21 protein-coding genes are annotated in these 25,921 nt (G+C 34.6%); 12 read left to right on the plus strand and 9 right to left on the minus strand.

Going from position 1 to position 25,921, the window contains the following annotated elements; translation table 11 throughout:
- The first annotated feature begins 30 nt into the window (after positions 1 to 30).
- The 4 genes from BK054_RS11500 (at position 31) to BK054_RS11515 (ending at position 5,757) form a co-directional block, all read left to right on the plus strand.
- Entirely contained in the window at positions 31 to 984 is a 954-nt protein-coding gene (locus BK054_RS11500) for a phosphoribosylaminoimidazolesuccinocarboxamide synthase (RefSeq protein ID WP_006259386.1), read from the plus strand.
- A 10-nt stretch (positions 985 to 994) separates the two neighbouring features.
- Positions 995 to 1,630 carry a nitroreductase family protein gene (locus BK054_RS11505; protein WP_006259384.1) on the plus strand — a complete coding sequence of 212 codons (636 nt, stop codon included), beginning with the start codon at positions 995 to 997 and terminating at the stop codon, positions 1,628 to 1,630.
- 226 nt (positions 1,631 to 1,856) lie between these two features.
- Positions 1,857 to 4,253: a thiamine pyrophosphate-dependent enzyme gene (locus BK054_RS11510; RefSeq protein WP_071307262.1), complete on the plus strand. Its 2,397-nt coding sequence runs from the start codon at positions 1,857 to 1,859 to the stop codon at positions 4,251 to 4,253.
- Between the two features lie 238 nt (positions 4,254 to 4,491).
- Complete coding sequence (locus BK054_RS11515; RefSeq protein WP_006259382.1) at positions 4,492 to 5,757, plus strand: aminotransferase class I/II-fold pyridoxal phosphate-dependent enzyme; 1,266 nt, start codon at positions 4,492 to 4,494, stop codon at positions 5,755 to 5,757.
- A 62-nt stretch (positions 5,758 to 5,819) separates the two neighbouring features.
- On the opposite strand, the gene punC is transcribed toward BK054_RS11515, so the two are convergent.
- The 4 genes from punC to BK054_RS11535 all read right to left on the minus strand — a co-directional run bounded on the left by punC (position 5,820) and on the right by BK054_RS11535 (position 9,834).
- Complete coding sequence (gene punC / locus BK054_RS11520; RefSeq protein WP_006259381.1) at positions 5,820 to 6,995, minus strand: purine nucleoside transporter PunC; 1,176 nt, start codon at positions 6,993 to 6,995, stop codon at positions 5,820 to 5,822.
- 181 nt (positions 6,996 to 7,176) lie between these two features.
- On the minus strand, positions 7,177 to 7,839 hold the full coding sequence (locus BK054_RS11525; protein ID WP_006259380.1) for a chloramphenicol acetyltransferase: 663 nt from the start codon (positions 7,837 to 7,839) through the stop codon (positions 7,177 to 7,179).
- 6 nt (positions 7,840 to 7,845) lie between these two features.
- Positions 7,846 to 8,625, minus strand: coding sequence for an enhanced serine sensitivity protein SseB (locus BK054_RS11530; protein WP_071307263.1), 780 nt, complete (start codon positions 8,623 to 8,625; stop codon positions 7,846 to 7,848).
- A gap of 117 nt (positions 8,626 to 8,742) precedes the next feature.
- Entirely contained in the window at positions 8,743 to 9,834 is a 1,092-nt protein-coding gene (locus BK054_RS11535; protein WP_006259378.1) for a M42 family metallopeptidase, read from the minus strand.
- An 81-nt stretch (positions 9,835 to 9,915) separates the two neighbouring features.
- Between BK054_RS11535 and BK054_RS11540 the strand changes: the two genes are divergently transcribed.
- The 5 genes from BK054_RS11540 (at position 9,916) to BK054_RS11560 (ending at position 14,969) form a co-directional block, all read left to right on the plus strand.
- Positions 9,916 to 10,611: a DUF4294 domain-containing protein gene (locus BK054_RS11540; protein ID WP_071307264.1), complete on the plus strand. Its 696-nt coding sequence runs from the start codon at positions 9,916 to 9,918 to the stop codon at positions 10,609 to 10,611.
- Between the two features lie 47 nt (positions 10,612 to 10,658).
- Complete coding sequence (gene dnaX, locus BK054_RS11545; RefSeq protein WP_006265032.1) at positions 10,659 to 11,744, plus strand: DNA polymerase III subunit gamma/tau; 1,086 nt, start codon at positions 10,659 to 10,661, stop codon at positions 11,742 to 11,744.
- Between the two features lie 71 nt (positions 11,745 to 11,815).
- Entirely contained in the window at positions 11,816 to 12,547 is a 732-nt protein-coding gene (locus BK054_RS11550) for a hypothetical protein (protein WP_071307265.1), read from the plus strand.
- A gap of 40 nt (positions 12,548 to 12,587) precedes the next feature.
- Positions 12,588 to 13,418, plus strand: a complete 831-nt coding sequence (locus BK054_RS11555; RefSeq protein WP_006259374.1) for a S1 RNA-binding domain-containing protein — start codon at positions 12,588 to 12,590, stop codon at positions 13,416 to 13,418.
- 642 nt (positions 13,419 to 14,060) lie between these two features.
- On the plus strand, positions 14,061 to 14,969 hold the full coding sequence (locus BK054_RS11560; protein ID WP_006259373.1) for a helix-turn-helix transcriptional regulator: 909 nt from the start codon (positions 14,061 to 14,063) through the stop codon (positions 14,967 to 14,969).
- A gap of 199 nt (positions 14,970 to 15,168) precedes the next feature.
- Here BK054_RS11560 and BK054_RS11565 read toward each other — a convergent pair whose 3' ends face one another.
- The 5 genes from BK054_RS11565 to BK054_RS18455 form a co-directional block, all read right to left on the minus strand.
- Positions 15,169 to 16,545 (minus strand): RagB/SusD family nutrient uptake outer membrane protein, encoded by a 1,377-nt coding sequence (locus tag BK054_RS11565; RefSeq protein ID WP_230456713.1) that lies wholly within the window; start codon positions 16,543 to 16,545, stop codon positions 15,169 to 15,171.
- 10 nt (positions 16,546 to 16,555) lie between these two features.
- A complete protein-coding gene (locus BK054_RS11570; RefSeq protein WP_071307266.1) occupies positions 16,556 to 19,603 on the minus strand; it encodes a SusC/RagA family TonB-linked outer membrane protein in 3,048 nt (1,015 codons plus the stop codon).
- 294 nt (positions 19,604 to 19,897) lie between these two features.
- Complete coding sequence (locus tag BK054_RS11575) at positions 19,898 to 21,259, minus strand: sensor histidine kinase (protein WP_071307267.1); 1,362 nt, start codon at positions 21,257 to 21,259, stop codon at positions 19,898 to 19,900.
- 218 nt (positions 21,260 to 21,477) lie between these two features.
- Entirely contained in the window at positions 21,478 to 22,152 is a 675-nt protein-coding gene (locus tag BK054_RS11580) for a response regulator transcription factor (protein ID WP_006259369.1), read from the minus strand.
- Between the two features lie 601 nt (positions 22,153 to 22,753).
- The gene (locus BK054_RS18455) at positions 22,754 to 22,918 is read right to left on the minus strand and encodes a hypothetical protein (protein WP_198032302.1); all 165 of its coding nucleotides are present in this window, start codon (positions 22,916 to 22,918) and stop codon (positions 22,754 to 22,756) included.
- A gap of 165 nt (positions 22,919 to 23,083) precedes the next feature.
- On the opposite strand from BK054_RS18455, the gene BK054_RS11585 reads away from it, so the two are divergent.
- The 3 genes from BK054_RS11585 to BK054_RS11595 all read left to right on the plus strand — a co-directional run bounded on the left by BK054_RS11585 (position 23,084) and on the right by BK054_RS11595 (position 25,847).
- Entirely contained in the window at positions 23,084 to 23,614 is a 531-nt protein-coding gene (locus tag BK054_RS11585) for a hypothetical protein (RefSeq protein WP_006259362.1), read from the plus strand.
- Between the two features lie 329 nt (positions 23,615 to 23,943).
- Positions 23,944 to 25,053, plus strand: coding sequence for a sensor histidine kinase (locus BK054_RS11590; protein WP_071307268.1), 1,110 nt, complete (start codon positions 23,944 to 23,946; stop codon positions 25,051 to 25,053).
- Positions 25,054 to 25,085: 32 nt separating this feature from the next.
- Positions 25,086 to 25,847: a LytR/AlgR family response regulator transcription factor gene (locus BK054_RS11595; RefSeq protein WP_081048726.1), complete on the plus strand. Its 762-nt coding sequence runs from the start codon at positions 25,086 to 25,088 to the stop codon at positions 25,845 to 25,847.
- Positions 25,848 to 25,921: the final 74 nt, after the last annotated feature.

Consider the following 25,921-nt stretch of genomic DNA (forward strand, 5'->3'; position numbering starts at 1 on the left):
AGAAAAGAACTACACAACTATAACAAGAATATGAATAACACAATCACAAAAACGGGTTTTGAGTTTCCAAATCAAAAGTCAGTTTACCGCGGAAAAGTAAGAGAAGTTTATAATATAGCAGACGACTTATTAGTTATGGTTGCTACAGATAGATTATCGGCTTTTGACGTTATTATGCCTAAGGGAATTCCCTTTAAAGGACAAATCCTAAATCAGATAGCAACCAAGTTTATGGAGATGACAAGTGACATCGTTCCTAACTGGTTAGTAGCTACACCTGATCCTAATGTAGCGGTGGGGCATGTATGTGAGCCGTTTAAGGTGGAGATGGTGATCAGAGGTTATCTAGCTGGGCATGCTGCTCGTGAGTATGCAGAAGGAAAGAGAGTGTTATGCGGAGTGACCTTGCCTGAAGGGGTAAAAGAGAATGATCAATTGCCATCACCTATTATCACTCCATCTACTAAAGAAGATTTAGGAGCTCATGATGTAGATATCTCGAGAGAAGATATCTTGGCAAGAGGGATTGTCTCTGAAGAAGATTATTTGGTATTAGAGCAATACACACACGCACTGTATCAGAGAGGAAGTGAGATAGCAGCAGAGCGCGGTTTGATCTTAGTGGATACTAAATATGAATTTGGGAAGACTAAAGACGGAAAGATTGTGTTAATCGATGAGATACATACGCCAGATTCTTCTAGATACTTCTATGCAGAGGGCTATGAAGAAAGACAAGCAAAAGGGGAGGCTCAAAAGCAATTGTCTAAAGAGTTCGTCAGACAATGGTTAATCAGCAATGGCTTTCAAGGAAAAGAAGGACAGGCAATACCAGAGATGACGGATGAGTATATCAATAGTGTATCAGATAGATATATAGAGCTATATGAGAAGATTATAGGAGAACCATTTGTGAAGGCTGATATCTCTAATATTAATGAACGTATAGAGAATAATGTTTTAGCTTTTTTGGCTAAGAGATAATTAATAAATTATGGAGTTACTAAAGAGTTTACAGTGGCGTTATGCTACTAAGAAATATAATAGTTCAGTTAAGATAGCAGACGAAAAAGTAATGCAGATCATCGAGGCAGCTCGTATGGCACCTACTTCTTCTGGGTTACAACCTTTCGAGATGATCTTAATCAAGAATCAAGAGTTAAAAGAGAAGCTATTACCTGTGATTATGAATCAAAGTCAGGTGGTGGATAGTTCACATGTTTTGGTTTTTGCTGCTTGGGATGCTTATACAGAAGAGCGCATTGATGCTGTATTCGATAATGTAGAGAAGACGAGAGAGTTAGCTCCTGGTGCTATGAATGATTATAAAGGATTTATCAAAGGTAACTTTGCAGCAATGTCACAAGAGAAGCAAGCAGAGCATGCAGCTCGTCAGGCTTATATTGCTTTTGGTATGGCTATTGCAGCTGCGGCTGAGTTAAGAGTAGATGCTTCACCTATGGAGGGCTTCTATAATGATCAGTTAGATGAGGCATTAGGTTTAGATAAGAAAGGACTGAGAAGTGTAACTATTTTAGCGATAGGAGAAAGAGATCATGAAAATGATTGGTTATTACCTATGAAGAAAGTACGTTTTGCACTAGAAGATATTTTAACAATTATCGAATAATAGATATCCCCTCTTTGTAGGGGATATTTTTTTATATGTGATTACGAAATTCATAATATCGTTTTGTTAAAAATACTTTAATTTTTACTTAGTGTAATTTTTTTACTTTTTTTTTGATTGATTATCAAAAGATGTATGTATTAATTCAATATAATGAAGAAGTATGTACTAGCTTTTTTAGTGATATTATTTTATATTCGTAACAAGTAAATTAGTGTATTTTACAATGAGTCAAAAAGAAACAAAAACGGCTCTTTCTTACGATGATTTTAAGAAAGAAGTAATTCAAGATTATAAGATTGCGAAACTAAGTAGAGAATGTAGTTTACTTGGTAGACGTGAAGTGCTTACTGGAAAAGCGAAGTTTGGAATTTTTGGAGATGGAAAAGAGGTGCCACAGCTTGCTATGGCGAAGGCTTTTCAGAATGGAGACTTTAGATCTGGATATTACCGCGATCAGACTTTTATGATGGCGATAGGACAATTGACAGTAGAACAATTTTTTGCAGGACTTTTTGGACATGCTGATTTAGAGAATGATCCGATGTCTGGAGGTCGTCAGATGGGAGGGCACTTCGCTACTCACAGCTTAGACGAGAACGGAAATTGGAAAAAATTAGTTGACCAAAAAAACTCAAGTGCAGATATATCACCTACAGCTGGGCAAATGCCTAGATTATTAGGATTAGCTCAAGCTTCTAAATTTTATAGAGAGTTTGCAGATGCTGATAAGGAAGGAAACTTTTCTGTAAATGGTAATGAGGTAGCATGGGGTACGATAGGTAATGCTTCTACTTCAGAAGGATTATTCTTCGAGACGATCAATGCTGCTGGGGTATTACAAGTACCTATGGTAATGAATGTGTGGGATGACCAATACGGTATCTCTGTACACGCAAAATACCAAACTACAAAAGAGAATATCTCTGAGATATTAAAAGGATTCCAAAGAGATGAGCATGGTAATGGATATGAAATCTTACGTGTGAAAGGATGGGATTATGTAGCTTTAGTAGATACTTATAACCAAGCTTCTAAAATAGCTAGAGAAGAGCACGTACCTGTATTAGTACACGTACAAGAGTTAACTCAACCTCAAGGACACTCTACATCGGGTTCTCATGAGAGATATAAGAGTCCAGAGCGTTTAGCTTGGGAAGTAGAGCACGATTGTATCGTTCAGATGAAAAACTGGATGATTACTTCTGATATTGCTACTGCGGAAGAGTTAGATGAGCTAGATAAACAACTTAAAAAAGAAGTACTAGAAGGCAAAAAAGCTGCTTGGAAAGCTTATGTAGATCCAATCATCGCTGAGCGTAATGAATTAGTAGCTTTATTAGGTACTGTAGCTGCATCTAGTGCAAATAGAGTATTTATAGAGAAAATGGCTAATGATTTAGCTGGTATTAAAGAGCCAATCAGAAGAGATGTAATCACTACAGCTCGTAAGGTACTGAGAATGGTGATTAAAGAATCAGGTAAAGGTGCATTAGTGCAGTATATCGATGATTTCTTCGCTAAGAACCAACCTAGATATAGCTCTCACCTAATGACGGGTACAGCTACAGCTATTGAAGAGGTATTGCCTACTTATGATGCAGATGCTACAGAAGTAGATGCTCGTGTAGTACTAAGAGATAACTTCGATACTATCTTAGAAAATCATAAGAATGTAATGATCTTCGGAGAAGATTCTGGTAATATCGGTGACGTAAACCAAGGATTAGAAGGACTTCAAGAGAAACATGGATTAAATAGAGTAACGGATACTGGTATTAGAGAGGCTACTATCTTAGGTCAAGGTATCGGTATGGCAATGCGTGGGCTAAGACCTATCGCTGAGATTCAGTACTTAGATTACTTATTATATGCTATCCAAATCATGAGTGATGATTTAGCTACTCTTCAATATAGAACAGTAGGTCGTCAAAAAGCTCCATTGATTGTTAGAACACGTGGTCATAGATTAGAAGGTATCTGGCATTCAGGATCTCCTATGGGGATGATTATTAATGCTATCAGAGGAATGCATGTATTAGTTCCAAGAAATATGACAAAAGCAGCAGGATTCTACAATACTTTATTAGAGAGTGATGAGCCTGCTTTATTAATCGAGTGTCTTAATGGATACCGCTTAAAAGAGAAAATGCCTAATAACTTAGGGCAGTTTAAAACTCCTATCGGTGTAGTAGAGACGATCAAAGAAGGAAAAGATATGACGATAGTATCTTATGGTTCTACACTAAGAATCATAGAGCAAGCTGCAAAAGAGTTGTTAGAAGTAGGGATAGATGTTGAGATTATTGATGCTCAGTCTTTATTGCCATTTGACTTGAACCACGATATTGTGAAGAGTCTTGCTAAAACAAATCGCCTGTTAGTTATCGATGAAGATGTACCAGGTGGTGCTTCTGCTTATATCCTTCAAAAAGTGTTAGAAGAACAAAAAGGATACCGTCACTTAGATAGTGATCCTCAGACATTGACTTCTAAAGCACACAGACCTGCTTATGGTACAGACGGAGATTACTTCTCTAAGCCATCATCAGAAGATGTTTTTGAAAAAGTTTATGCAATGATGAATGAGGTAAATCCTAATTTATATCCTGCATTATATTAAAAATATGAAGTAAAAACCTCCCAATATGGGAGGTTTTTATTTTAAAAACACTTTTCATTAGATGTTTTGTGAAAAAAATGGTCATTTTGTTCGCGTTTTTATATTGAGATATTATATGTAAAATGCATTTAATACTATCACAGTTAGAGGGGTTTCGGTTCAAATAGTTCCCTATTTATTATGAAAGCATACAAAATATCATTATTTTTGCAATTGTTTTTTTAAACATAGTTATATTATGGTAAACGATTTATTTGACAGAATACAGAAAAATAAAGGGCCTTTAGGAAAATGGGCATCTCAAGCAGAAGGATATTATGTGTTTCCTAAGCTAGAGGGACCTTTGTCAAATCGTATGATGTTTCATGGAAAAGAAGTTATTAACTGGAGTATCAATGATTATTTAGGTTTATCTAATCACCCAGAAGTTAGAAAAGTAGATGCTGAAGCAGCTGCTGAATATGGAGCAGCTTATCCAATGGGTGCTCGTATGATGTCTGGACATACTACAATGCACGAGCAATTACAAAATGAATTAGCAGCATTCGTACAAAAAGAAGCAGCTTATTTATTAAACTTTGGTTACCAAGGGATGGTTTCTATCATCGACGCTTTAGTAACGAAGAATGATGTAATCGTATACGATGTAGATTCTCACGCTTGTATTATTGATGGTGTTCGTTTACATATGGGTAAACGTTTTACTTATAAACACAATGATATCGAAAGTATCGAAAAGAACTTAGAGAGAGCAACTAAAATGGCTGAAACTACAGGTGGAGGTATCTTAGTGATCACTGAGGGGGTATTCGGTATGAGAGGTCAACAAGGTAAATTAAAAGAAATAGTAGCTCTTAAAGAGAAATACAACTTCCGTTTATTAGTTGATGATGCTCATGGATTCGGTACTCTAGGTGCTACAGGAGCAGGAGCAGGTGAGGAGCAAGGATGTCAAGATGGTATCGATGTGTACTTCTCTACTTTTGCTAAGTCTATGGCTTCTATCGGAGCTTTCGTAGCAGCAGATAAAGATATTATTGATTATTTAAAATATAATTTACGTTCTCAAATGTTCGCAAAATCATTACCAATGATTTTCACTAAAGGAGCATTAAAACGTTTAGAGCTTTTAAGAACTAATCCTGAGTTAAAAGCGAAGTTATGGGAGAATGTTAACTTACTTCAGAATGGATTAAAAGACAGAGGATTCAACATCGGTGATACAAATACTTGTGTTACTCCTGTGTACTTAGAAGGAAGTATTCCTGAGGCAATGGTTATGGTAAATGACTTGAGAGAGAACTATAATATTTTCTTATCAATCGTTGTTTATCCAGTTATTCCTAAAGGAATTATCTTATTGAGAATGATTCCTACAGCAACTCATACTAAAGAGGATATCGATGAGACATTAAAAGCTTATGAAGCTATCCGCGAGAAGTTAGAGAATGGTACTTACAAACAAATTGCAGAAGCAACTACTGTAGATGTATCTAACGCATAATATGTAGATAGAATATATAAAAAAAAGGAACCTAAATATTTAGGTTCCTTTTTTTGTGTCTATTATTTTGAACTTTTTGTCAATCGGTAGGCTATGTATATTAGTGGAATAGTTCCGGTCATAACTAATACAGTAGTAAATAAAGCGTCTTCTGTAAATAGAGAAACTATGGAGCTAGCGATAAAACACATTCCTAATTGAATAGTGTTTTGCAGAGCAGCTGCTTTACCTGAGTTATTAGGGTATAGCTTTAAAGCTTCTGAGACTACAATAGGGTATGATGCTCCATTGACAAAAGCCATTAAACAAAACGGGATTAATAAGGTAGTCAGGGTAGGAGTAGTAAACACTGCTAATGCTGTAAGTGAACTAATAGCGATAACAAATAATGCTATAAAGAAAGGCATTAATACGTCTCCATTTACTCTAGAAGATAATGTTCTGTATCCAAAGCCACCTACTAAGAAGGCAATGGTCTGAGGTACAAAACTAAAGCCTATTTCGCTTTCATTGTATCCCATTTCTTTTAAGAAGAAAGGTGATCCTGTCAGCCATGCAAAGAAGGCAGCAGAGCACAATGCATAGATAAGTACATTACCTACGTATTTTTTTGACTTAAGTATTTCGAAATAAGAAATACTCTTTGCTTCAACTTGTACTGTTTCTTCTACTTTCTTTTCTTCTTTTATAGTGAAAGTGTATAAAATCAGAAGAACAGATATAATTGCTAATGTGATAAAGATAGATCTCCATCCGAAATGATCTAATAAGTATACTCCTAATAAAGGCGCTAGAGCAGGTGATAGGGCTACTAAAGGCATAATAGATGCAAATACCTTATTCGTCTCGCTAGAAGGATATTTTTCTATAACTAAGGCTTGCCAGCTAACAGCAGCAGCACATACTCCGATAGCTTGTATTAGTCTTAATACGATAAAGGCGATTACGCTATCTGTAAAGAAAATTGCTAAAGAGGAAATAGTGAATATACTAAGACCTATTATAATGGTTTTTGGTTTACCGACTTTGTCAGATATTGGTCCCCACATTAGTTGTGCGATAGCGTATCCAGCAAGGAATAAACTTAAGGTAGCGCTAATATTACTTTTAGTGGTGTCAAGATCAATACGCATCTTGTCAAATGCTGGTAAGTACATATCTGTTGCTAAAAACCCTATGATACTTAACCCTACTAGATATACTAAAAAGAAAAAACTATTCTTATGTTGTTGTGGCATATATTAAAAATTTTAGAATCGGCAAAAGTACACTAATTATATACGCGACAAGGGGGTTATTTGTCTAAGAAGGATAAATTAACAGAGACTATGAAGGGATTGATAGGGTAGTTGTTTGATAATGAGGTTTATTGAAGTAGGGAGGAAATAAAAAAAGGATTACCTCTTGTAGAGATAATCCTTATAATATCCAGTTTCTAGCATCGTTTGCGATATCTTGTATGTCTTGTAAGAACATGGAAGTGTGATATCCGTCTGCTATAGCATGATTGACGTAAATAGATAATGGTATTAAAACCTTATCATGCTCTTGATAATACTTGCCAAAACGAATAATTGGTTTTAAAAAATCAGAGTCATGAGAAGTGTCTTGACTAATGCTCTCAAAGCTGATCCAAGGAACGCAAGAGATGGGAACAAAATTAGCAGGTAGACCTTCTTTTATCTTTATTCCTTTAACATCCTTGTACTTCTCGATATCAGAGATGATATTGTGGTGAAAAGCTTTAAAGTCATCAGCGTGTTCACTCCATAAATCAGAAAATGTTTTGTCATCTTCGTGAAAGAGGGTGTATTGTGGGGCTAAAAAATTCCATGTGCCTAGTTGACCTTCATGTATACAAGTGCGAAGCTCCTCACTGTTGTTAAGTGCTTTCATGATGATATATAAGAAGGTAGGAAAGAACTTGTATCCTTTACTTTTGTATAGACTGAATACTTCTGTAATTTCTATTTTAATACTTACCGTATATTTTGTCTTTAGAATATTTCGGTAATATTCATAGTAAGGAGTCCTGTTCCATGACTCTAAGTCAATAGGAGTGAATTTAGCTTCCTTTGCCATTGTTTGTTATTTTGTGTAGAAAGGAGTGGCGTGATTATAGAAATAATCGCTAAAGTTTCCATTCTTTTCTAATTTAATGATATCTATATATTCCTCTTTCGTTAAATGAGGTTTACAGAAGTTAGATATTAAATCTGCTACTTCTTTAAAATCAGTTAATTCTTTAGCGCACTCTATTGCGAATACATAGTGAGCATTTTTGTCTAAGATCTCATTAAATGTCCAACCGATATAAGCTGCATTAATAAGTTCGTGCTCAGAAAAGGCAGTTTTTAACTCTTCTAATAAAACAGTAGGTTCAGTCTCTGGTGCTCCTATTTTTACATTCATCTGAGCTTTTAATACAGGGCTACTTAAGGTGTTGAATATACTACCGTTCAGCATTTCTGCTATTTCTTCTACGACTAATTCTTTGTATACTTTAGAAAAAGGATTGACAATGATAGTAGCTCCTAGTGTCATTTCTAAGAAGTCATTTCCTCTTACTTTCATATAATCCATTTCTTGATGTATAGCACTACCATCGTATATTCTATCTGGATGTGTAAATACAGGAATACAGTTGTTCTCAAAAGCAATAATAGGAGGTGTAGGATCCATGCTACCATCAGTCTTACCTTCTAAAGCTCCTTTTTCAACGAGCACATAAATATCATCTTTTAAAAAACGATTGTAAAATACAATTCTATATTCTGGATTGGTACCTGCTTGCTCAATGATTTGTGCAAGAGTTAAGTTTGTATTTAGTTTTGCAACTTTATTTTTGTTGCGATTGTAATTGGACATTATCTAAATGTATTTTTATTCAAAGATAGAGGATTTAATCATATTCCTTTGATTTGTTTGTATAAAATTGGTAGATAATTCATAAAAAATAAGGCAGCGAATGGCTGCCTTACTATGTTATTTAAAGTACGAAAAAGTTTCGTTATTCTCTATTTTAAGTAGTGTTTCGTAGATTAGTTTGATTGTGTTTTCAACATCATCTCTGTGAACCATCTCTACTGTAGTATGCATATATCTTAGAGGAAGAGAGATAAGTGCTGAAGCAACACCTCCATTGCTATAAGCAAAGGCATCTGTATCTGTACCTGTTACTCTGCTCATGGCATTGCGTTGGAAAGGAATATTGTTATACTCAGCTGTTTCTTCGATTAACTCTCTTAAGTTATTTTGGATAGCAGGAGCATATCCTACTACAGGACCTCTACCAATCTTATTATCCCCTTCGATATTCTTGTCTACCATCGGTGTATTAGAATCATGACAAACATCTGTTACGATAGCTACATTAGGTTTAATCGTTTGTGTGATCATTTCAGCACCTCTTAATCCTACTTCTTCTTGAACTGCGTTTACGATATAAAGTCCAAAAGGTAGTGCCTTGTTATTCTCCTTTAATAAACGAGCTACTTGTGCAATCATAAAACCACCCATTCTGTTGTCAATAGCACGACATACAAAACGATTATTGTTTAAGATAGTGAAAGTGTCAGGGTATGTAATCACACAACCTACATGTACTCCTAATGCTTCTACTTCAGCCTTAGAGTCACATCCTAGGTCAATAAAGTTTGTTTCTATTTTTGGAGATTCTTCTTTTCCAGCTCTATTTCTGATGTGTATAGCAGGCCATCCGAATACACCTTCTACAATTCCTTTTTTAGTATGGATATGTACTCGTTTAGAAGGGGCGATCATGTGATCACTACCACCATTTCTAACTACGTGAATAAAACCTTCTTCAGTGATATACTTAACGTACCAAGAGATTTCGTCAGCGTGTCCTTCTATCACAACTTTATAAGGAGCATCAGGATTGATTATTCCTACAGCAGTACCATAAGTGTCTGTAATAAAAGTGTCTACATAAGGTTTTAGATATTCCATCCAAGTCTTTTGGTTATTTGACTCATGTCCAGTAGGAGATGGGTTATTTAAATATGTTTCTAAAAAAGCTAGTGAACTGTCATCTAGAATTGTCTTTGTACTCATGATTTTATTTTTTTGCTAATTTACCTAATACTATTATTATTACTCAACAAAAAGAGATAATTTTGGAGTATAATTTAGGTTATGAAAAAGCTTTTAGTAATTAGTTTTGTGTTTTTTGTGCAATACCTTATTGCACAAGATAAGAAGCTAGTTGAAGTACCAGAGATACCGCATGAACTCATAATAGAAGGAGATACTATACAGGAATATACTATTCCTGAGATTTATATTGGGGTAGATATTAAAGACGAGAAGTATCGACGTGATATGGTTATTCTTCGCAATAGATTGCGTAGAGTATATCCTTATGCAAAGGCAACAGCAGAGAATCTAGTGATTCTTAATGCAAACCTAGATAAGATGACTAGTAATAGTGATAAGCGTAAATATATAAAACGCTCTCAGAAATATCTAGAAGAACAGTTTACAGCGAGATTAAAGAAACTGTCTCGTAATGATGGGAAAGTGCTGATTAAGCTTATTGATCGTCAGACAGGACAGACTGTATATAAATTGATTAAGGAGTTTAAAAGTGGGTGGAAGGCTTTTTGGTCTAATACTGCCGCCCGAACATTCAGTTTAGATTTGAAGTCGGAGTATCATCCAGAACTTTATTTGGATGACTTTTATATAGAAGTACAGTTACAGTATTTGTTTTATACTTTTGAGTTAGAAAGCAGAGAGCCTCATAAGCCTATTCACTTAAATGAACTTAGAAAACAGTGGTCAAACAAGATAGGTAAAGATGAGTTTTTCCCTGCTGAGTTAAGAGAATAATTTCTGTATTCTAAAAAATAAACTACCTTTGCGTTAATAAGAGACCTATGGAACAATTTATCGTATCTGCCCGAAAATATAGACCCCAAACATTTAGAGATGTAGTAGGCCAACAAGCTATTACAAGTACTCTAGTTAATGCTATTGAGAGTAATCACTTAGCACAGGCTTTGTTATTTACAGGACCTAGAGGAGTAGGTAAGACGACATGTGCTCGTATTTTAGCTAGAAAGATAAACCAAGAGGGATATGATGATCCAAATGAGGACTTTGCATTTAATGTATTTGAATTAGATGCTGCGTCTAATAACTCAGTGGATGATATCAGAAGTCTTATTGATCAAGTGCGTATACCACCACAGACTGGAAAGTATAAGGTGTATATTATAGATGAGGTGCACATGCTATCTTCTGCAGCGTTTAATGCTTTCTTAAAAACATTAGAAGAACCGCCTCGTCATGCTATTTTTATATTAGCAACTACCGAGAAGCATAAGATCATACCAACTATCTTATCTAGATGTCAGATATTTGATTTTAAACGAATCACTATTGCTGATGCGGCTAATCACTTAGCTGATGTTGCTAGAAGTCAAGGAATCAACTTTGAGGATGATGCCTTGCGTATTATAGCGCAGAAAGCTGATGGTGCTATGCGTGATGCATTATCTATATTTGATAGAGTTGTTTCTTATTGTGGTAGAAACTTAACAAGACAAGCTGTTGCTGAAAATCTTAATGTATTAGACTTTGAATATTATATTCGTATCACTGATTTTGTTTTACAGAATAATATTCCTGCATTATTACTAGCGTATAATGATATCTTATCTAAAGGATTTGATGGACATCATTTTGTTTCTGGACTGGCTTCTCATTTTAGAGATTTGATGGTTTGTAAAACACCTGAGACAATCAATCTATTAGAGATTGGAGATCATGGCAAACAATTGTTTTACAATCAGTCACAACAAACTTCAATGCCTTTCTTGTTACAAGCTATAGAGATAGCGAATGATTGTGATTTAAAGTATAAATCAAGTCAAAACCAGAGATTACTAGTAGAATTGTGTCTAATGCAGTTAGCGTCTTTATCTTTTGAAGGCGAAAAAAAAAAGATAAACAATTTATAATACCAGCTTTAGCGCTTAAAGAATTACTTCATAATAGACAATTTACAAGTAATTTAGATGAGTTAAATGCTTTGGCAAGTGTAAGTAAAAATACACCTGTACAAGAGGTAAATAGTATTCACCAATTAGGTCAAAATATACAAGTGCCTAATAATGCACCTGTAGTAGAGCAAGGAGGTTATACTCAAAGTGTAAATAATCAATATGATAATACGGTTGCTCCTCAAGGAGCTCAAACTGTTGAGTCAAATCATCTAGTACAACCTCAGGAAAGGGAGTCATTAAATAATCAGTCACTCAATATAGAAAGTAATACTAATCCTATAGCAGAACAACCTAAAAGAGCTTCTGCCTTATCATTGACTAGTATTCGAAACAGAAAAGAGTTGGCTTCGTCTCTAGAAAAAGTTGTAATTAACCCTGATGACTTACCTAAACAGGCTTTTACCTATGATCAGTTAATGGGAGAATGGAACTATTATATAGATCGTTTGACTAGAGCAGGATTAATGCTAATGGCTTCTTTAATGCGAATGGCTCAACCTACTTTGTATGAAGCTCGTATTGAATTAGAATTGCCAAATGAGGGTTCTAAATTGAGTTTTGAAGAGAATAAGTATGACTTGGTTAATTACCTTCGCAAAAAATTACAGAACTTTGCAATTGAATTAAATATTACTGTAAACGAAGAGATTAAGCTAGTTAAGAGAGTATTAGACTCAAAAGATAAGTACCAACATTTTATAGAGATTAATCCTGAAGTAGAGGTATTGAAGGACATTTTTGACTTAGAATTAAAGTAAAAGTGAACTTAAGTTCACAATATAAAAGATATACAAGAATATGATTAAAATAGGAGATGATAATAAATTAAAGGTTGCTCGTTTAGCGGGTATTGGACTTTATTTAACAGATGGTGAAACAGATATTCTTTTACCTAGTAAATACGAACCTGAGAATATTAGAGTTGGAGATGAGATGATTGTCTTTGTTTACTTAGATCAAGAAGAAAGACCAGTAGCTACTACTTTAGAGCCTAAAATATATGTAAATGAGTTTGCGTTATTAAAAGTAAGCTACATTAATGAATATGGAGCCTTTATGGATATGGGGTTAGAAAAGGATTTGTTCGTTCCATTTAGAGAACAAGCCCGTCCTATGAAAGAAGGGAATAGATATCTGATCTATATGTATCTTGATGATCAAAGTAAGCGATTGGTAGGTTCTAGTAAATTAAAGCAGTTTGTCGATAATAAGGATATTACTGTAGAAGAAGGAGAAGAAGTAGAACTAGTTGTATCTCATATTACAGATTTAGGTATTAATGTAATTATCAATGAAAAACACGCTGGTCTTATGTATAAGAATGAAGTGTTTGAAGAGTTACACACAGGAGATCGTATCATAGGGTATATTAAATCTATTCGTCCTGATGGAAAAATAGACGTTAGTAGAAACAAATTAGGTTTTGATGGAGTAGTAGACAGTGCTACAATTATTATCAGAGAATTAGAGCACAACAGAGGTTTCTTAGGGCTGAATGATAATAGTCATCCAGAAGATATCAAGACAGTTCTAAACATGAGTAAAAAGACCTTTAAAAAGGCAATAGGAACTCTTTATAAAGAGAAGAAGATAGAGATAAAAGAAGATGGTATTTATCTAGTGAGATAGTATCTGAGTTATATAGTATAAGAAGAGGGAGTCATGGGTAAAGTGACTCCTTTTTTATACCTGTATATTGTGGTTAGTAGTTTCTTTACTCAATAAATTACTTGCTTTACTTTTTTTTAGATTATGAAGATTGGTAAATTAATATGTTTGTAATGTTCTTTTAGATGAGCGAATTGTTTTTTAATTAGGAGCGAACATTGTATAGAAGTATCATTACTATCAACCATACTTAGTATAGAACGTGCATATTGTGAGTTGTATAACTTGTGATGCAATTTCTAGTAGAGTGTTGGCTAGCTAAGAATTTAGAGTGTCCCCATAGCGTCTATATTTAAAATAGACGCTATTTTTATTAATAAAGGTGTAATCAAATAACCTTATCGTTGCCTGATTTAAGCTATTTATAAATGTGTTAATACATAGTTGAAGTAGCTGGTTATGAATAAATATTTCAACTATTCTCAAATTGAGATTACTGGGCTTAACTAAGAAAAAAGACACTTTCACCCAATTTTTGAATACCTTGTATTATAATAGGATTACTTTTGTATCCCAATTAGATAGTTTTTTTTATTAGAGAAAAAAGCTAATTTAGTTATTTATAAAAAACACAACTATCACTTAATTTTAATTGGGGTTAAAATGAAGAAATTACGCTATTATTTTTTGGTATTAAATTACCTGAATCAAAATCATTATCCTTCGCGGGAAAAGCTTTTAGAGTACTTAGCAAGTTATGACATTGATATTAGTGAACGTACACTGTATCGCGCACTTAGTGACTTGTCTACAGAGTTTGGGGTAGAGGTATCACTAGATAATGCTAAAAAAGGGTATTATATTGCTCCTAAATATTTGGCAAGAGCAAATCAAGTTTTATTACATTTAAAAGATCTGGTAACTACAGATATACTTAATTCGAGTAATGGATCTAGGGAGTCAGCTTCTACTTATATCGATCCAGTATCTAAGAAAGGAGTATTGCCAATAGATACGATTAGAATGATCTATACAGCAATGACGAAAAATCAAAAAATATCTTTTACTTATACTAATCAGTCAGAAGGAGAGCCATATCGTGTGAAAATAGCACCTATACTGTTTAAAGAATTTGAAGATGCGTGGTATGTTGTTGCGTTAGAAGATAATGATTACCATACTTACTTTTTAGATACTATATCAGATGTGATGATTGAGAACGAACGTTTTAAAGGATGCTCAGAGTCAGCTAGAACTAAGTTTAGTGAAATTATAGGCTTAAACTTTACCGATCAAGATGTTCATGAAGTAGTCCTTTCATTTGATAAGAGTCAAAGAGCTGTTTTAAATTCTTGCCCACTTCACTCATCTCAGGTAATTACAGAGAGTGTATGTGGAGAACGTATTTTAGCTACTTTATTAGTAAAACCAAATTATGAGTTGAAGCAACAAATCATGAAGTTTGGTAAATATGTGAAAGTCGTTTCACCAGAAAGACTAAAGGAAGAAGTTATTGAAGAATTGCGTTTTGCTTTAGAGCAACACCAAGACGAATATATAAAAATACATTAGTTTGGGGGAATTAATGTAGAAGTTGTAACTGTATATGATAAGTTATTATTAAGTCAAAATATACAGATATAACGGTTAGTTTGTTTCGAAAACAATAGCAGGTGGGGGCCTGCTATTGTTGATTTATACTTTAGAGTATGAATCGAGGTTTATTGTAAATGAAAAAGGCTATTCTGTTTAGGAATAGCCTTTTTTAGTATTAGTATTTTAACGCTGGATTAGCTTGTACTTCTTTTTGTGGAATAGGTAGTTGATAGTATTCATCAAAAGCATTAATTATCGTGTTATCAGTATCTACTGCTAGATCACGTGAATCTCTTTCTAATGGCAAGCCTAATCTTTTTAAATCAAAATAGCGATGTCCTTCGAAGGATAATTCTAAGAAACGCTCTTGTAATACATCCTGTAGCGTCACAGTAGTAAAGTGAGTATTATCTTTAATTCTATTGTCTCTAAGCGTATTAATATCATTAGTAGCACTGGTATTATTACCTAGTTTTAGATATGCTTCTGCGCGTATAAGATACATTTCACTGATGCGAAATACTTTGTAATCATTAATACGATCGTTGAATGCGCTACCATCATATTTACTGATGACTGCATCATCTTCTATACCGAAGAAGTGTTCATACCTTTGGTCATTTTCTGAGTCAAAATGATCTCTTAGCTTCTGTGAAGCATAGTACAGTGTTTTACCATTGCTGAAGTCATACCAGAATATGTTAGGTCTAATGTTGTCATCATTGTTGCGCTTCAGTTTAAAAATAACCTCAGCATTAGAAGTGTCCTCCCATATTCCTTCAAACTCTTTTGCCGTTGCTAGTGGATATTTATTAATTAGCAGAGTACTATATCTTTCTGCTTTTGTATAGTCATGTGAATATAATGCCACACGTGCAGTTAAAGCTAAGATAGCATCTTGACTTAAGCGAATAGTGGTATCTTTATTAATATGCTGTTCTGCTTCCACTAGATCATTCTCTAGTTGTTTATAGAAGTCTTGTATTGTTTGTTTACCTGGCTTCCCATATACATCAGAACTCGTCTTATAAGGGATTGTATAAGCTGTCATCCCTAAGTATTCAGACTGTCCAAACATACGGTGTAGTTCGAAGTGTATTAAAGCTCTTAGACCGTGTAATTCACTCTTTAGTTCCTTTAGTTTTTCTACTTCAGCCTCATTGCTAGTAGGCACTTTATGGATGTTTTCTAGTAGTGTGTTAATCTTGTACACGCTGTGGTAGTAATCTATCCATATCTGTTGTAGAAGGTCATCGTCTGCGCTAAAAGTCCATCGGTTAAGATTGACAGCATAAGAGTTTACCCCAGCATTACTAGGAGCTAGTTTACAATCATCTGCCATGATCGAACCGATTAAGGTATTGTATTCTAGGTTTAGCTCTGTATAAGCTCCTAATACTCCAAACTCAAATTGCTTAACCGAACTGTAAATATGTTCTTCATTTACAGCATCTTTAGGGTCTATATCTAGCATACTATCACAACTCTGGAAACTAATAGCTCCTAATGCTAAGCATAGTATTGCACTGATTTTATATATGGTTGTTCTCATTGTCATTGCTTTAAAAAATTACTTTTACACCTGCTGTGATGGTACGTGGTAATGGGTATTCATATTGGTACCAGTTGTTGTCATCTTCAGGATCTTGTCCTTTGAAATTTGTCCAAGTCAATAGGTTTTGCCCTTGAGCGAATATATTGATCTCTTTCACTATTTTATTCCATTTACCGAAGTCTTTAAATCTATAGTTTACACTTAAGTTTCTAAGTTTTAAGTAATCTGCTTTTTGTAGCTCTCTATCAGTCATATAACGAGCGTATTTTGCACTAGGATTATCGCTGACATCACCAGGGTTTTGCCACATATCTAACATACTTGTAGACTGGTTATAGATACGGTAAGTTTGGTCTGCGGATGTTCTGTAAAACTCTCCTGTGTTAAGTCTATACATTCCTTTAATAAAAGAGAATAAGGCGCTTACTTCTAAGTTTTTGTATTTAAAGTTAGTTGTAAACCCTCCTTTGATAGCAGGGTCAAACCCTCCTTTAACTAATACAGCATTATCAGGATCATAAGTAGTCGTGATATTACCTTCTTTGTCATAATAGAGTGGAGCACCTGTTTGCTGATCTACACCAGCCCATTTCACCATATAGAAATGTCCTATTTGCTTGCCGACTTGATGGATAGAGTAGTCTTCTGTGATGATTTCATCCTCATCTCCTAGGCTCAAGATTTTATTCTTGTTATAAGCAAAGTTAACTCCTAAGTTAAAGGTGAAGTCTCCACTTTTTACCACATCTCCAGACAGTTTTAACTCAATACCACGGTTTCGAATTTTACCCATATTATCTGCTATGGATTCAAACCCTGATGTACTAGAAAGAGATCTATCTAAGAATAAATCACTCGTAATACGGTTATAGAAGTCTATTTCTCCGATTAATCTGTTTTCAAATAAACCGAACTCTACCCCTAAGTCTAGAATCTTATTCATCTCCCAGTTGTACTGATTGTTCCCTGGTGTTATAGGGTTAAGTGCAGTACCTCCGTTGTATTGTCCAGGGCCATAAAGACGGCGGTACCCGAAGTCACTAGCGAAGCCATTAGCATTACCTGTTAACCCATAACTAGCGCGTAAACGTGCCATAGAGATAACATCTATATTCTGCATAAAGTCTTCTGTCTTCATATTCCAACTACCTCCCACAGCATAGAAGTACTTATATCTGTTATTACGAGGTACACGTGATGAACCATCTCTTCTTAAGCTCGTAGACAACGTAAATCTGTTCTCATATGAGTATCTCACTAAAGCAACTTGAGAAAGTAACAAGTTCTCAGAAGCTCTACCTTCTATCTTAGGAATGAAGTCATTCTCAGGTGTACCTGGTGTGATACCACCTGCGGTATGGTCTAGCCCATCTATTAACCCATATCCTGTAAAGCCGTGATAGTTATACTTCTGTCTATTCATCTCCATTAAGGCTATCGCTTCTATCTCGTGTGCATCCCACCTGTATTTATAGTTAGCCCCGAAGTTAGCCATTAGCCCGATGTTAGTCTGATCACCTTGACTATACATTCCTTTACCACCTTCTTCTACTAGATCTCCGAAGTACGTATCAGGTTTGATGATATGTGTATTACTTAGTTTGGTATAATCAACCCCTATTGTACTAGTCAATTTAAAGTCATCTGTAATATCAAAAGCAAAGTTACCTGCTAATATACCTTTCTGCTGTTTTTCTCTTCGGCTAACATCGTTATACATTGCTAAAGCATTTGTACCAAATCTATTCGTACCAGGAGTAAGCTTTCCATCTTCATCATACGGATTCTCATAAGGTAATGCGAAGTACATAGAAGCTACAGGATTTGTCTCACTTACGTCAAAGTCAGACTCCGAAGTTTGACTATTAATATTCGCTAAGTTGATGAAGAAGTTAGTACTTAATCTACCAGACTTATGGTGAATATTACTATTCACATTGAACTTTTCTATCCCTGAGTTGTATAATACACCATCTTGTTTGAAGTAGTTTAATGAAGTATAGTGTTGAGTCTTATCATCGCCCCCTTGGAAGCTTAAGTTATGAGATTGATTAATCCCTCTTCTCATTAATTTCTTTTTCCAATCAATATTAGTCTGTCTAATCTCTGCTAATCGTCTATCTCCTTCTATGTAATCAACATCTGTCTTAGCTACCTGTACACCATTTACTGTCTTATAAGGGTTGTTTCTAGAATATGCCCATCCAGGTAAGTCTTGGTCTTGAAGCATTTCTTCGAACTGAAGACGTTGGTTCGTATTCATCATATCCCATTTGCTGTTATTGGCTTCAGAATACCCGTATTGAGTTTGATAAGTTACCCTTAATCCATCAGAGTCATGTGCCCCTTTCTTAGAAGTGATTACGATCACCCCATTAGCTCCTCTAGAACCATACTGAGCAGTAGCCGCTGCATCTTTTAGAACAGTGATATCTTCAAAGTCTTCAGGATTCAGAGCAGAGAATGTAGCAGGAGAGATAGGCATTCCATTTAATACATAAAGAGGATTTGTGTTCTCATCCTGAAGAGAACCGATACCTCGGATAGTCACCCTACCAGGAGTGCCAGGTTGCCCAGAAGGAGAAGCTACATATAATCCAGGTACTTGTCCTTGTAAGGCTTGATCCATAGAACTCACTTGTGATTTATTGATCGCTTGAGCTTCTATTTTACTGACAGCTCCTGTTGTTTTAGAACGAGACTGTTTAGTATATCCTGTTACGACAATTCCTTCTAGTAAGTTATCCTCTACATCTAAGTCTATAAATGAAGGATAATCTCCCACCTTTATTGTTATTTCTTTATCTGTATATCCGATATAAGTTAGGCGTAGTTTTATCTCTTTTAAGTCTGTATTGTCTAATTCGAATTGTCCATTGTCTAAAGTAATATCTACTTTATCATTTGTAATGTCTTCGATAGTCACGCCAGGTAGCGGAATTAGCGTTTCCGCATCTCTCACCACGATAGGTGCTTTTTTATCCTGTGCATAGCTAGTCACTGTCGCTGACAGTACTAAAGCTAGGGATAACAATGATCTTTTAGTGATATGCATAAAATAAATTCTTGTCTATTTTTTTACTTTCTTTTTAACAAGGCAAACTTATTTCACGATAATTAGGACGGTCTTAAAGAGATGTGAATAGGGGATTAAAAGGAGATTAGAAAATTTTAATGTGAGAAAAAGGAAATAAGGGAACATGGGAACGGGGAACAGATTGTATGGAGGATAAGAGAACAAGGAAGTAGATTATAAGGGAAGGAAATGAGAAATAAAAAAACAGTGAGTATAGAATCTTATACTCGCTGTTAGGTTGAATTATAATTTAGATAATGATTGAGATGACTACTATTGATGCAGTTTCGGAATCATTAAGGTCACTTTAGTACCTACTGTTAGTTCTGATTCTATGGTCAATGTGCCTTTGTGCAATTGTACTATTTTAGAAGCTAACGATAGACCTAGTCCAGTTCCTTTTATCCCAAATGCATTACTAGAACGGTAAAAAGGAAGAAATAGTTTATCTAGATCCTCTTTTTTTATCCCAATGCCTTTATCTTCTACTATAATAATGATATTGCGGGTATCAGTATCCAGTGTTACTTCTATAGGTGCATTGTGAGAAAACTTGTTGGCATTCAATATAATATTAGAAAGGGCTAGCTCTAATAAGTTGCCGTTGCCATTAAAGAATAGCTCGTGTAAGTCTTCTTCTGTGCTGATGGTCAGGTTTAGGTTTAAGTCTTTCTGAGCTGCTATAAGGTGGTCTATCATCGTCCACCAGAATTCTTCAAAAGCATGTCTATGTAATGGATACATAGAACTGTCTAGTTGTGATAATGCCAATAGATTATTGATCATCTGATCTATGTGTATCGCATCGTTCACCACTCCTTGTAGCACCTTTACGTACTCCTGTTCTGTTCTGCTCTGACGTAGCGCTATCTCAGCATTCCCCATAAGAGAGGCGATAGGTGTTTTTAACTCATGTGAAGCATGAGACACGAATGCCTGTTGGTTGTCAAAGGATTCTTGTACTCGATTAAAGAGATCATTAATAGTCTCGCTTAACGTACGTATCTCGTCTTTTGACATATCCTGTGTAGGGATGGGCTGAAATAAAGTATTTATATTCTTCTTCGCGAAGTACTTATTAATTCTGGTAATCGGGATTAGAAAATAACCAGCGAATAAACGCGAGAGGAAAAAAGTAATAAGTAAGGCAATCACTAGACTGATCAGCATAACTGTTCTTAACTGTTGTAATGCTGCTACTCCTTTTTCATTAGTTGCTTTAGCCATCACGATAAAGTCCCCAGAATTATCTCTATAGAAAATACCTACCACGTACTCCTGATCAAGTTTAAAGTATATCTTCTTTTTTGCAATAACCTCTTCTAGTGTCTTTTTATCCCATTTTAGATCCCCTTCTTCTATAAAGGTTGGATCTAGATTAATATCATAGATTCTTATTTTCTCTAGAGGTAATGTACGAGGATATTTGCGCAAGACCTCATCGAACTCTGCCTTAGTGAAGTTGTCTTCTGCTAGATAGTTATGGCCTACTGTGAAGGCGCGATCTTCTAATTGTTTAAAGAAGGTATTTTGCCAATGGCTAGATACTACAAAATAGACTGCAATTAGCACTCCCAATAAGAGAATTGCAAATAAGCCAGAGAACTGTAGTGAAAGTCTATTGCGTATTTTCATTATTCTGTTTTTTTGTGAAATAGTCTTTTTGTGAAATAGTGAAACCGTGAAGGTGTGAAATCGTTTTTTTGTGATGTCGTGATGTTGTGAAACCGTTTAGGCTATTGTATTAATCATTAGGCTATTACACCATCTAAGTACATTACGTTCGTAGGGCAAAACCGAAAACTGTAGACCGAAAACTGTGAACCGTTAACCGTTAACTGAAAACCAAAAGCTTATTCATCCTTTAGTATATACCCCATACCGATAACTGTATGTATCAGTTGTGTGTTGTACTCTTTGTCTATTTTGCGTCTCACATAATTTACATACACATCGATGAGGTTCGTCCCTCTATCGAAGCCGATACCCCAGACCGCCTCAGCTATCTGTGTCCTCGTTAATACCCTATTCTTATTTACTAAGAAGTATTCTAGTAAGGTATATTCTTTTTGGGTTAAAACGATTTCTTTATTTGCTCTCGTAACCGTTTTTTTATACGTATTCATGATTAGATCCGCAGCTTTATACTCTAGAGTAGGCATAGCCATTGTATTACGACGGGTCAGTGCCTTTATTCTCAGCAATAATTCTTCGAAGTGAAAAGGTTTCGTAAGGTAGTCATCTGCCCCCATATTAAATCCTTTGACCTTATCATTTAGCGTAGATAATGCCGTCAGCATGAGGATGGGAATATCTCCTTTGTATTTTTTTATTTGTTGACAGATTTCGAATCCGTTCATATAGGGAAGAATGACATCTAGAATAATCAAATCAAACTCTTGTTCCATCGCTAGTTGTAATCCTATCATCCCATCGTAGGCAAAAGCCACTTGATGTTGGCTCTCCTCTAGACCTTTTCTAATGAAGTTAGATACACTTACTTCGTCTTCTATTAAAAGTATGTTCATAGCTCTGATTTTATTGCAAAACTAAATCATAAATCAAGCCATTTTTTAGGATTAGAGAAATTTAATGTTAGATGAAGTATATCTATTTTAATAGATTTAGAGCAGAGTAATGCTTGTGTAAGTTCTAAATATGAGAATATTTTAACCAATCTAAAATCTAAAAACAGGACAAATCACAGCTGTTAAAAATATTAACATATTAGTGTTTTTTAGTGATTTAGAGCACGCGATAAAGTCAGTGGTAGCAAGGCTTTCGGGAAGGTTGTTTGAGCGTTGTTCGGAAGTTCATTGCAAAGTGTTCGGAAAAAGGGGGTGTTTTCCGAACACCTTCCGAACAAACCACAACCGAGACCGCATGAATGCTCGGTTTGTAGTGAATTTATGATGTTAAAAAACTTGTTAAAATTTTGAAATTGAGATTTTGAAAGCTGTGGTTTGTGCTTTCTTTTTGGTGAGATGTACTAGAATTTGTATAGAAGAATATTCTCAATAATAACCATTGAGTCAAAGCCCTTACTGTAGGCAAAGGTAGTAAAAAAATAGATAGGAGAAAAGAGGGTGTAGGAAGTAGGGGAGGTATATAGTGATTCGTTATAATCAATTAGAATTTAGTGGTTTGTTTAAATTTATTAAGGAGTTGAGAGAAGTTAGGCTCTGATATGGTTTTGACAGGAGCGATAGCTCTAAACTCAGAATCAGAGAAGTATCTACATAATAATAGATAGATAACTTTTCCTTTTTCATCATAATCTATTAATAGTTGCATTGGTCTATCATCAGCCTTAGGCTCATTAATTATTTTGTCCCATTCTTCGTTTTATACATTTTATTTTTAGATTTAATATCAATGTTATCAGAATGTTATGTTTTTAGTTAGGAGTGTTTTGATACCTTTAAATTGATTAATTTTAAGGTAACCAATACAACTACTATGAATGAATTTTTACGTTATCGATTTCTGATAGATTCAGGAGTTGATGTGCTTTTTAAGCATGAGATAAATGGCTTAAGACATACTTATAACTTTTCGGATGATTACTTTCGTTTTTTGTTGGTCAGTAGCCATACTGCTTTGATGAGAACTGTTGCTTCAGTGTCTTTCTTTACTTTTACTACTACAGATCATGTATTGTCTATTCAGGAGATGAATGAGGACTCTATCTTCTCTTCGTATATCTTTATTATAGGGCGATGGGATGAGCATACCTTGATAGGAGAATTGTTGATAGGAGAGCATAAAGGGGCTATTGTACTATTAGATGAGAATCAGTACTGTGATATTGATAGTGTAGAAGAACTCTTAGAAGATACAGATTTAGATATAGAATATATCCTACAAGATGATATACAGACATTAACAGCATTATTATCAGAAGAGGTAGGTGTGATTAGTGTATTAGATTATTCTTTTGTAGAATTTTTTGAGAATAGGTTAGTAGGTCTGACAGAGTTGAGATGTTAGCGTTAGAAGTGTCTTTTAATTAAATAATTTGTTTTGTTTCATTTTACCAGAGGTAGTATAGCTAGTGGATGTTATACTACTTTTTTTGTTATTATATATTTGGCAAATGGGTATGTGTTATTTGTGTAAATCTTAGCTGATTTTGTCTAATTGTGTTTTTTTCGTATTAATTACATGATTTTTGGAAATTAAAATGGGTAATATGGATAAAGAATACAAGTAGGTGTAGTATTTTTCCGTTTCAAGATAGGATATATCATTTTGAGTAAGGTAAGGTTCTAAATGTGGAAATATAGATTTACTTTTGTTATAGAATTTAATTAAGGAAGATGTCGACCAAGAAAGTAAAAGAGGAATCACTGTTTTTAAAACACTATCGATTAATGGTAGTGCCATTAGTTTTTTTACTTTACTTATTCTCTCATTTTTTACTTAATCCTTATGACGCAGATTGGTTCAGAATGGATGTAGAAGAGATGTGGGAGTCAGCCTTTGTTCTATTTCTATACTGTATGGCCATTACAGAGGTGAGCCTTTGGTTGAGTAGAGCTTTGAACAAGTTTTTGCCTTGGGATAAACAACCAGTGATGCGTGTAGTAGTACAGTTCTTCTTACTACTTATATTTATCTTTACAGTGTATTTTGCTATTAATTTTGTGTATGTTTATCTATCTCCTTATGAGTCTTTTGAGTTAATAGATTTAGAGGCAAAGATAGATTTATGGCAGTCATTAATCATTAGTTTAAATACAGGGATTTTTATCAGTGCTATTCACACAGGTTATTTTTTGATTAATAATTGGAAAAAGTCCATGGTAGATGCTGCAGAGCTTAAATTAAAAGCAGAACAACTAGAACGTATCGCAAGCCAGTCAGAGTTAGAATCACTAAAGATGCAACTAGACCCTCATTTTTTATTTAATAACTTTAGTACATTATCGGAGTTAGTAATAGAAGATCAGGATATCGCTGTGAAGTTTATAGATCACTTATCACTAGTATATCGTTATATGCTATCTAATGTGAGAAAGAACACCATCAGTCTGTCAGAAGAGTTGACTTTCGTAGAATCTTATTTTTACTTAATCAAAGAAAGAATGGGGGCGAAAGTACAGTTAAATATCAATGTGCAAGAGGAGGATAAGAAAAACTTCTATGTGGCACCCATCGCTATACAGTTATTAGTAGAGAATGCTGTGAAGCACAATAGTGCTTCTAAAGAGAGTCCTCTGAGAATAGATATTTATGTAGAAGAGGATTATGTGGTGATTCGCAATAATATTCAAGAGTTAGTCGTAACCTTACCTTCTTCTAAAGTAGGGTTGACAAATATTAAAGAACGCTACCGTCTGCTAAGTAAACACAAGGTTCTTATTCAGAAAACGGATAAAGATTTTGTGGTAAGGTTGCCTTTGTTACTAAATAAGAATGATAAATAATTAGAAATAATAGCTTAAGAAAGAAAATATACATGATGAAAGTTTTGATCGTAGAGGATGAGGTAAGAAATGCTAATAAATTATCTCGTTTATTGCAGGTATTAGATTCTACAATAGAAATCGTAGCTGTAGTAGAAAGTGTAAAAGAATGTATAGAATGGTTACAGCATCATGAGGAACCGTCCTTGATCATGATGGATATTAGATTAGAAGACGGTTTGTGTTTTGAGATATTCGAGCAGATAGAGATAAAAGCACCTGTGATATTTACGACTTCTTATGATGAGTATGCTCTAAAAGCATTTAAGGTGAATAGTATAGACTATATCATGAAGCCTGTAAGGGAAGAAGAGTTAGAGCAGGCATTGAATAAGTTTAAAGCACTTAGAAGTTCTCCTGTATTAAGTGATTCGATTAAAGATATACTTGGCAGCCTACACAAGAAAGAAGCATTTTATCGTTCACGTTTTTTGATTCCTTATAAGGATGGTTTTAAGACTGTGAAGGTGGGTGAGATTGATTTTATTTATTCAGAATTAAAGATTACACATCTAGTTTTAAAGGATAAAACTACTGTAATCGTAAGTCAGACCTTAGAGGAGTTAGAAGAAGAGCTGTCACCTGAGATATTTTTTAGAGCGAATAGACAACATATCGTGAGTGTAGATAGTATAGAGCATGTACAGAACTACTATAATGGTAAATTAAAAATAGGCTTAGTAAAAGATCCTCAGAGAGAGGTAATCGTAAGCCGTGAGAAGGCACCATTACTTAAAAATTGGTTAAATTCATAAAGCTACATTAGTAGCTTTTTTTGTGTCTATGTGTAAGTATAAGAGAGAGTTTATTCAGGTAAGTAAGCCCTTTT

The sequence above is a fragment of the Myroides sp. ZB35 genome, assembly GCF_001865835.1.
GTDB classification, from domain to species: domain Bacteria; phylum Bacteroidota; class Bacteroidia; order Flavobacteriales; family Flavobacteriaceae; genus Flavobacterium; species Flavobacterium odoratimimum.

Coding starts and splice junctions, on each gene's coding strand:
- BK054_RS11535 (WP_006259378.1), bottom strand. CDS start 9,834: ATGAGTACAAAGACAATTCTAGATGACAGTTCACTAGCTTTTTTAGAA.
- BK054_RS11575 (WP_071307267.1), bottom strand. CDS start 21,259: ATGAAAATACGCAATAGACTTTCACTACAGTTCTCTGGCTTATTTGCA.
- BK054_RS11570 (WP_071307266.1), bottom strand. CDS start 19,603: ATGCATATCACTAAAAGATCATTGTTATCCCTAGCTTTAGTACTGTCA.
- BK054_RS11565 (WP_230456713.1), bottom strand. CDS start 16,545: ATGAGAACAACCATATATAAAATCAGTGCAATACTATGCTTAGCATTA.
- BK054_RS11585 (WP_006259362.1), top strand. CDS start 23,084: ATGAATGAATTTTTACGTTATCGATTTCTGATAGATTCAGGAGTTGAT.
- BK054_RS11595 (WP_081048726.1), top strand. CDS start 25,086: ATGATGAAAGTTTTGATCGTAGAGGATGAGGTAAGAAATGCTAATAAA.
- BK054_RS11525 (WP_006259380.1), bottom strand. CDS start 7,839: ATGGCAAAGGAAGCTAAATTCACTCCTATTGACTTAGAGTCATGGAAC.
- BK054_RS11555 (WP_006259374.1), top strand. CDS start 12,588: ATGATTAAAATAGGAGATGATAATAAATTAAAGGTTGCTCGTTTAGCG.
- BK054_RS11540 (WP_071307264.1), top strand. CDS start 9,916: ATGAAAAAGCTTTTAGTAATTAGTTTTGTGTTTTTTGTGCAATACCTT.
- BK054_RS11515 (WP_006259382.1), top strand. CDS start 4,492: ATGGTAAACGATTTATTTGACAGAATACAGAAAAATAAAGGGCCTTTA.
- BK054_RS11505 (WP_006259384.1), top strand. CDS start 995: ATGGAGTTACTAAAGAGTTTACAGTGGCGTTATGCTACTAAGAAATAT.
- BK054_RS11510 (WP_071307262.1), top strand. CDS start 1,857: ATGAGTCAAAAAGAAACAAAAACGGCTCTTTCTTACGATGATTTTAAG.
- punC (WP_006259381.1), bottom strand. CDS start 6,995: ATGCCACAACAACATAAGAATAGTTTTTTCTTTTTAGTATATCTAGTA.
- BK054_RS11500 (WP_006259386.1), top strand. CDS start 31: ATGAATAACACAATCACAAAAACGGGTTTTGAGTTTCCAAATCAAAAG.
- BK054_RS11560 (WP_006259373.1), top strand. CDS start 14,061: ATGAAGAAATTACGCTATTATTTTTTGGTATTAAATTACCTGAATCAA.
- BK054_RS11590 (WP_071307268.1), top strand. CDS start 23,944: ATGTCGACCAAGAAAGTAAAAGAGGAATCACTGTTTTTAAAACACTAT.
- BK054_RS18455 (WP_198032302.1), bottom strand. CDS start 22,918: ATGCAACTATTAATAGATTATGATGAAAAAGGAAAAGTTATCTATCTA.
- BK054_RS11580 (WP_006259369.1), bottom strand. CDS start 22,152: ATGAACATACTTTTAATAGAAGACGAAGTAAGTGTATCTAACTTCATT.
- dnaX (WP_006265032.1), top strand. CDS start 10,659: ATGGAACAATTTATCGTATCTGCCCGAAAATATAGACCCCAAACATTT.
- BK054_RS11530 (WP_071307263.1), bottom strand. CDS start 8,625: ATGTCCAATTACAATCGCAACAAAAATAAAGTTGCAAAACTAAATACA.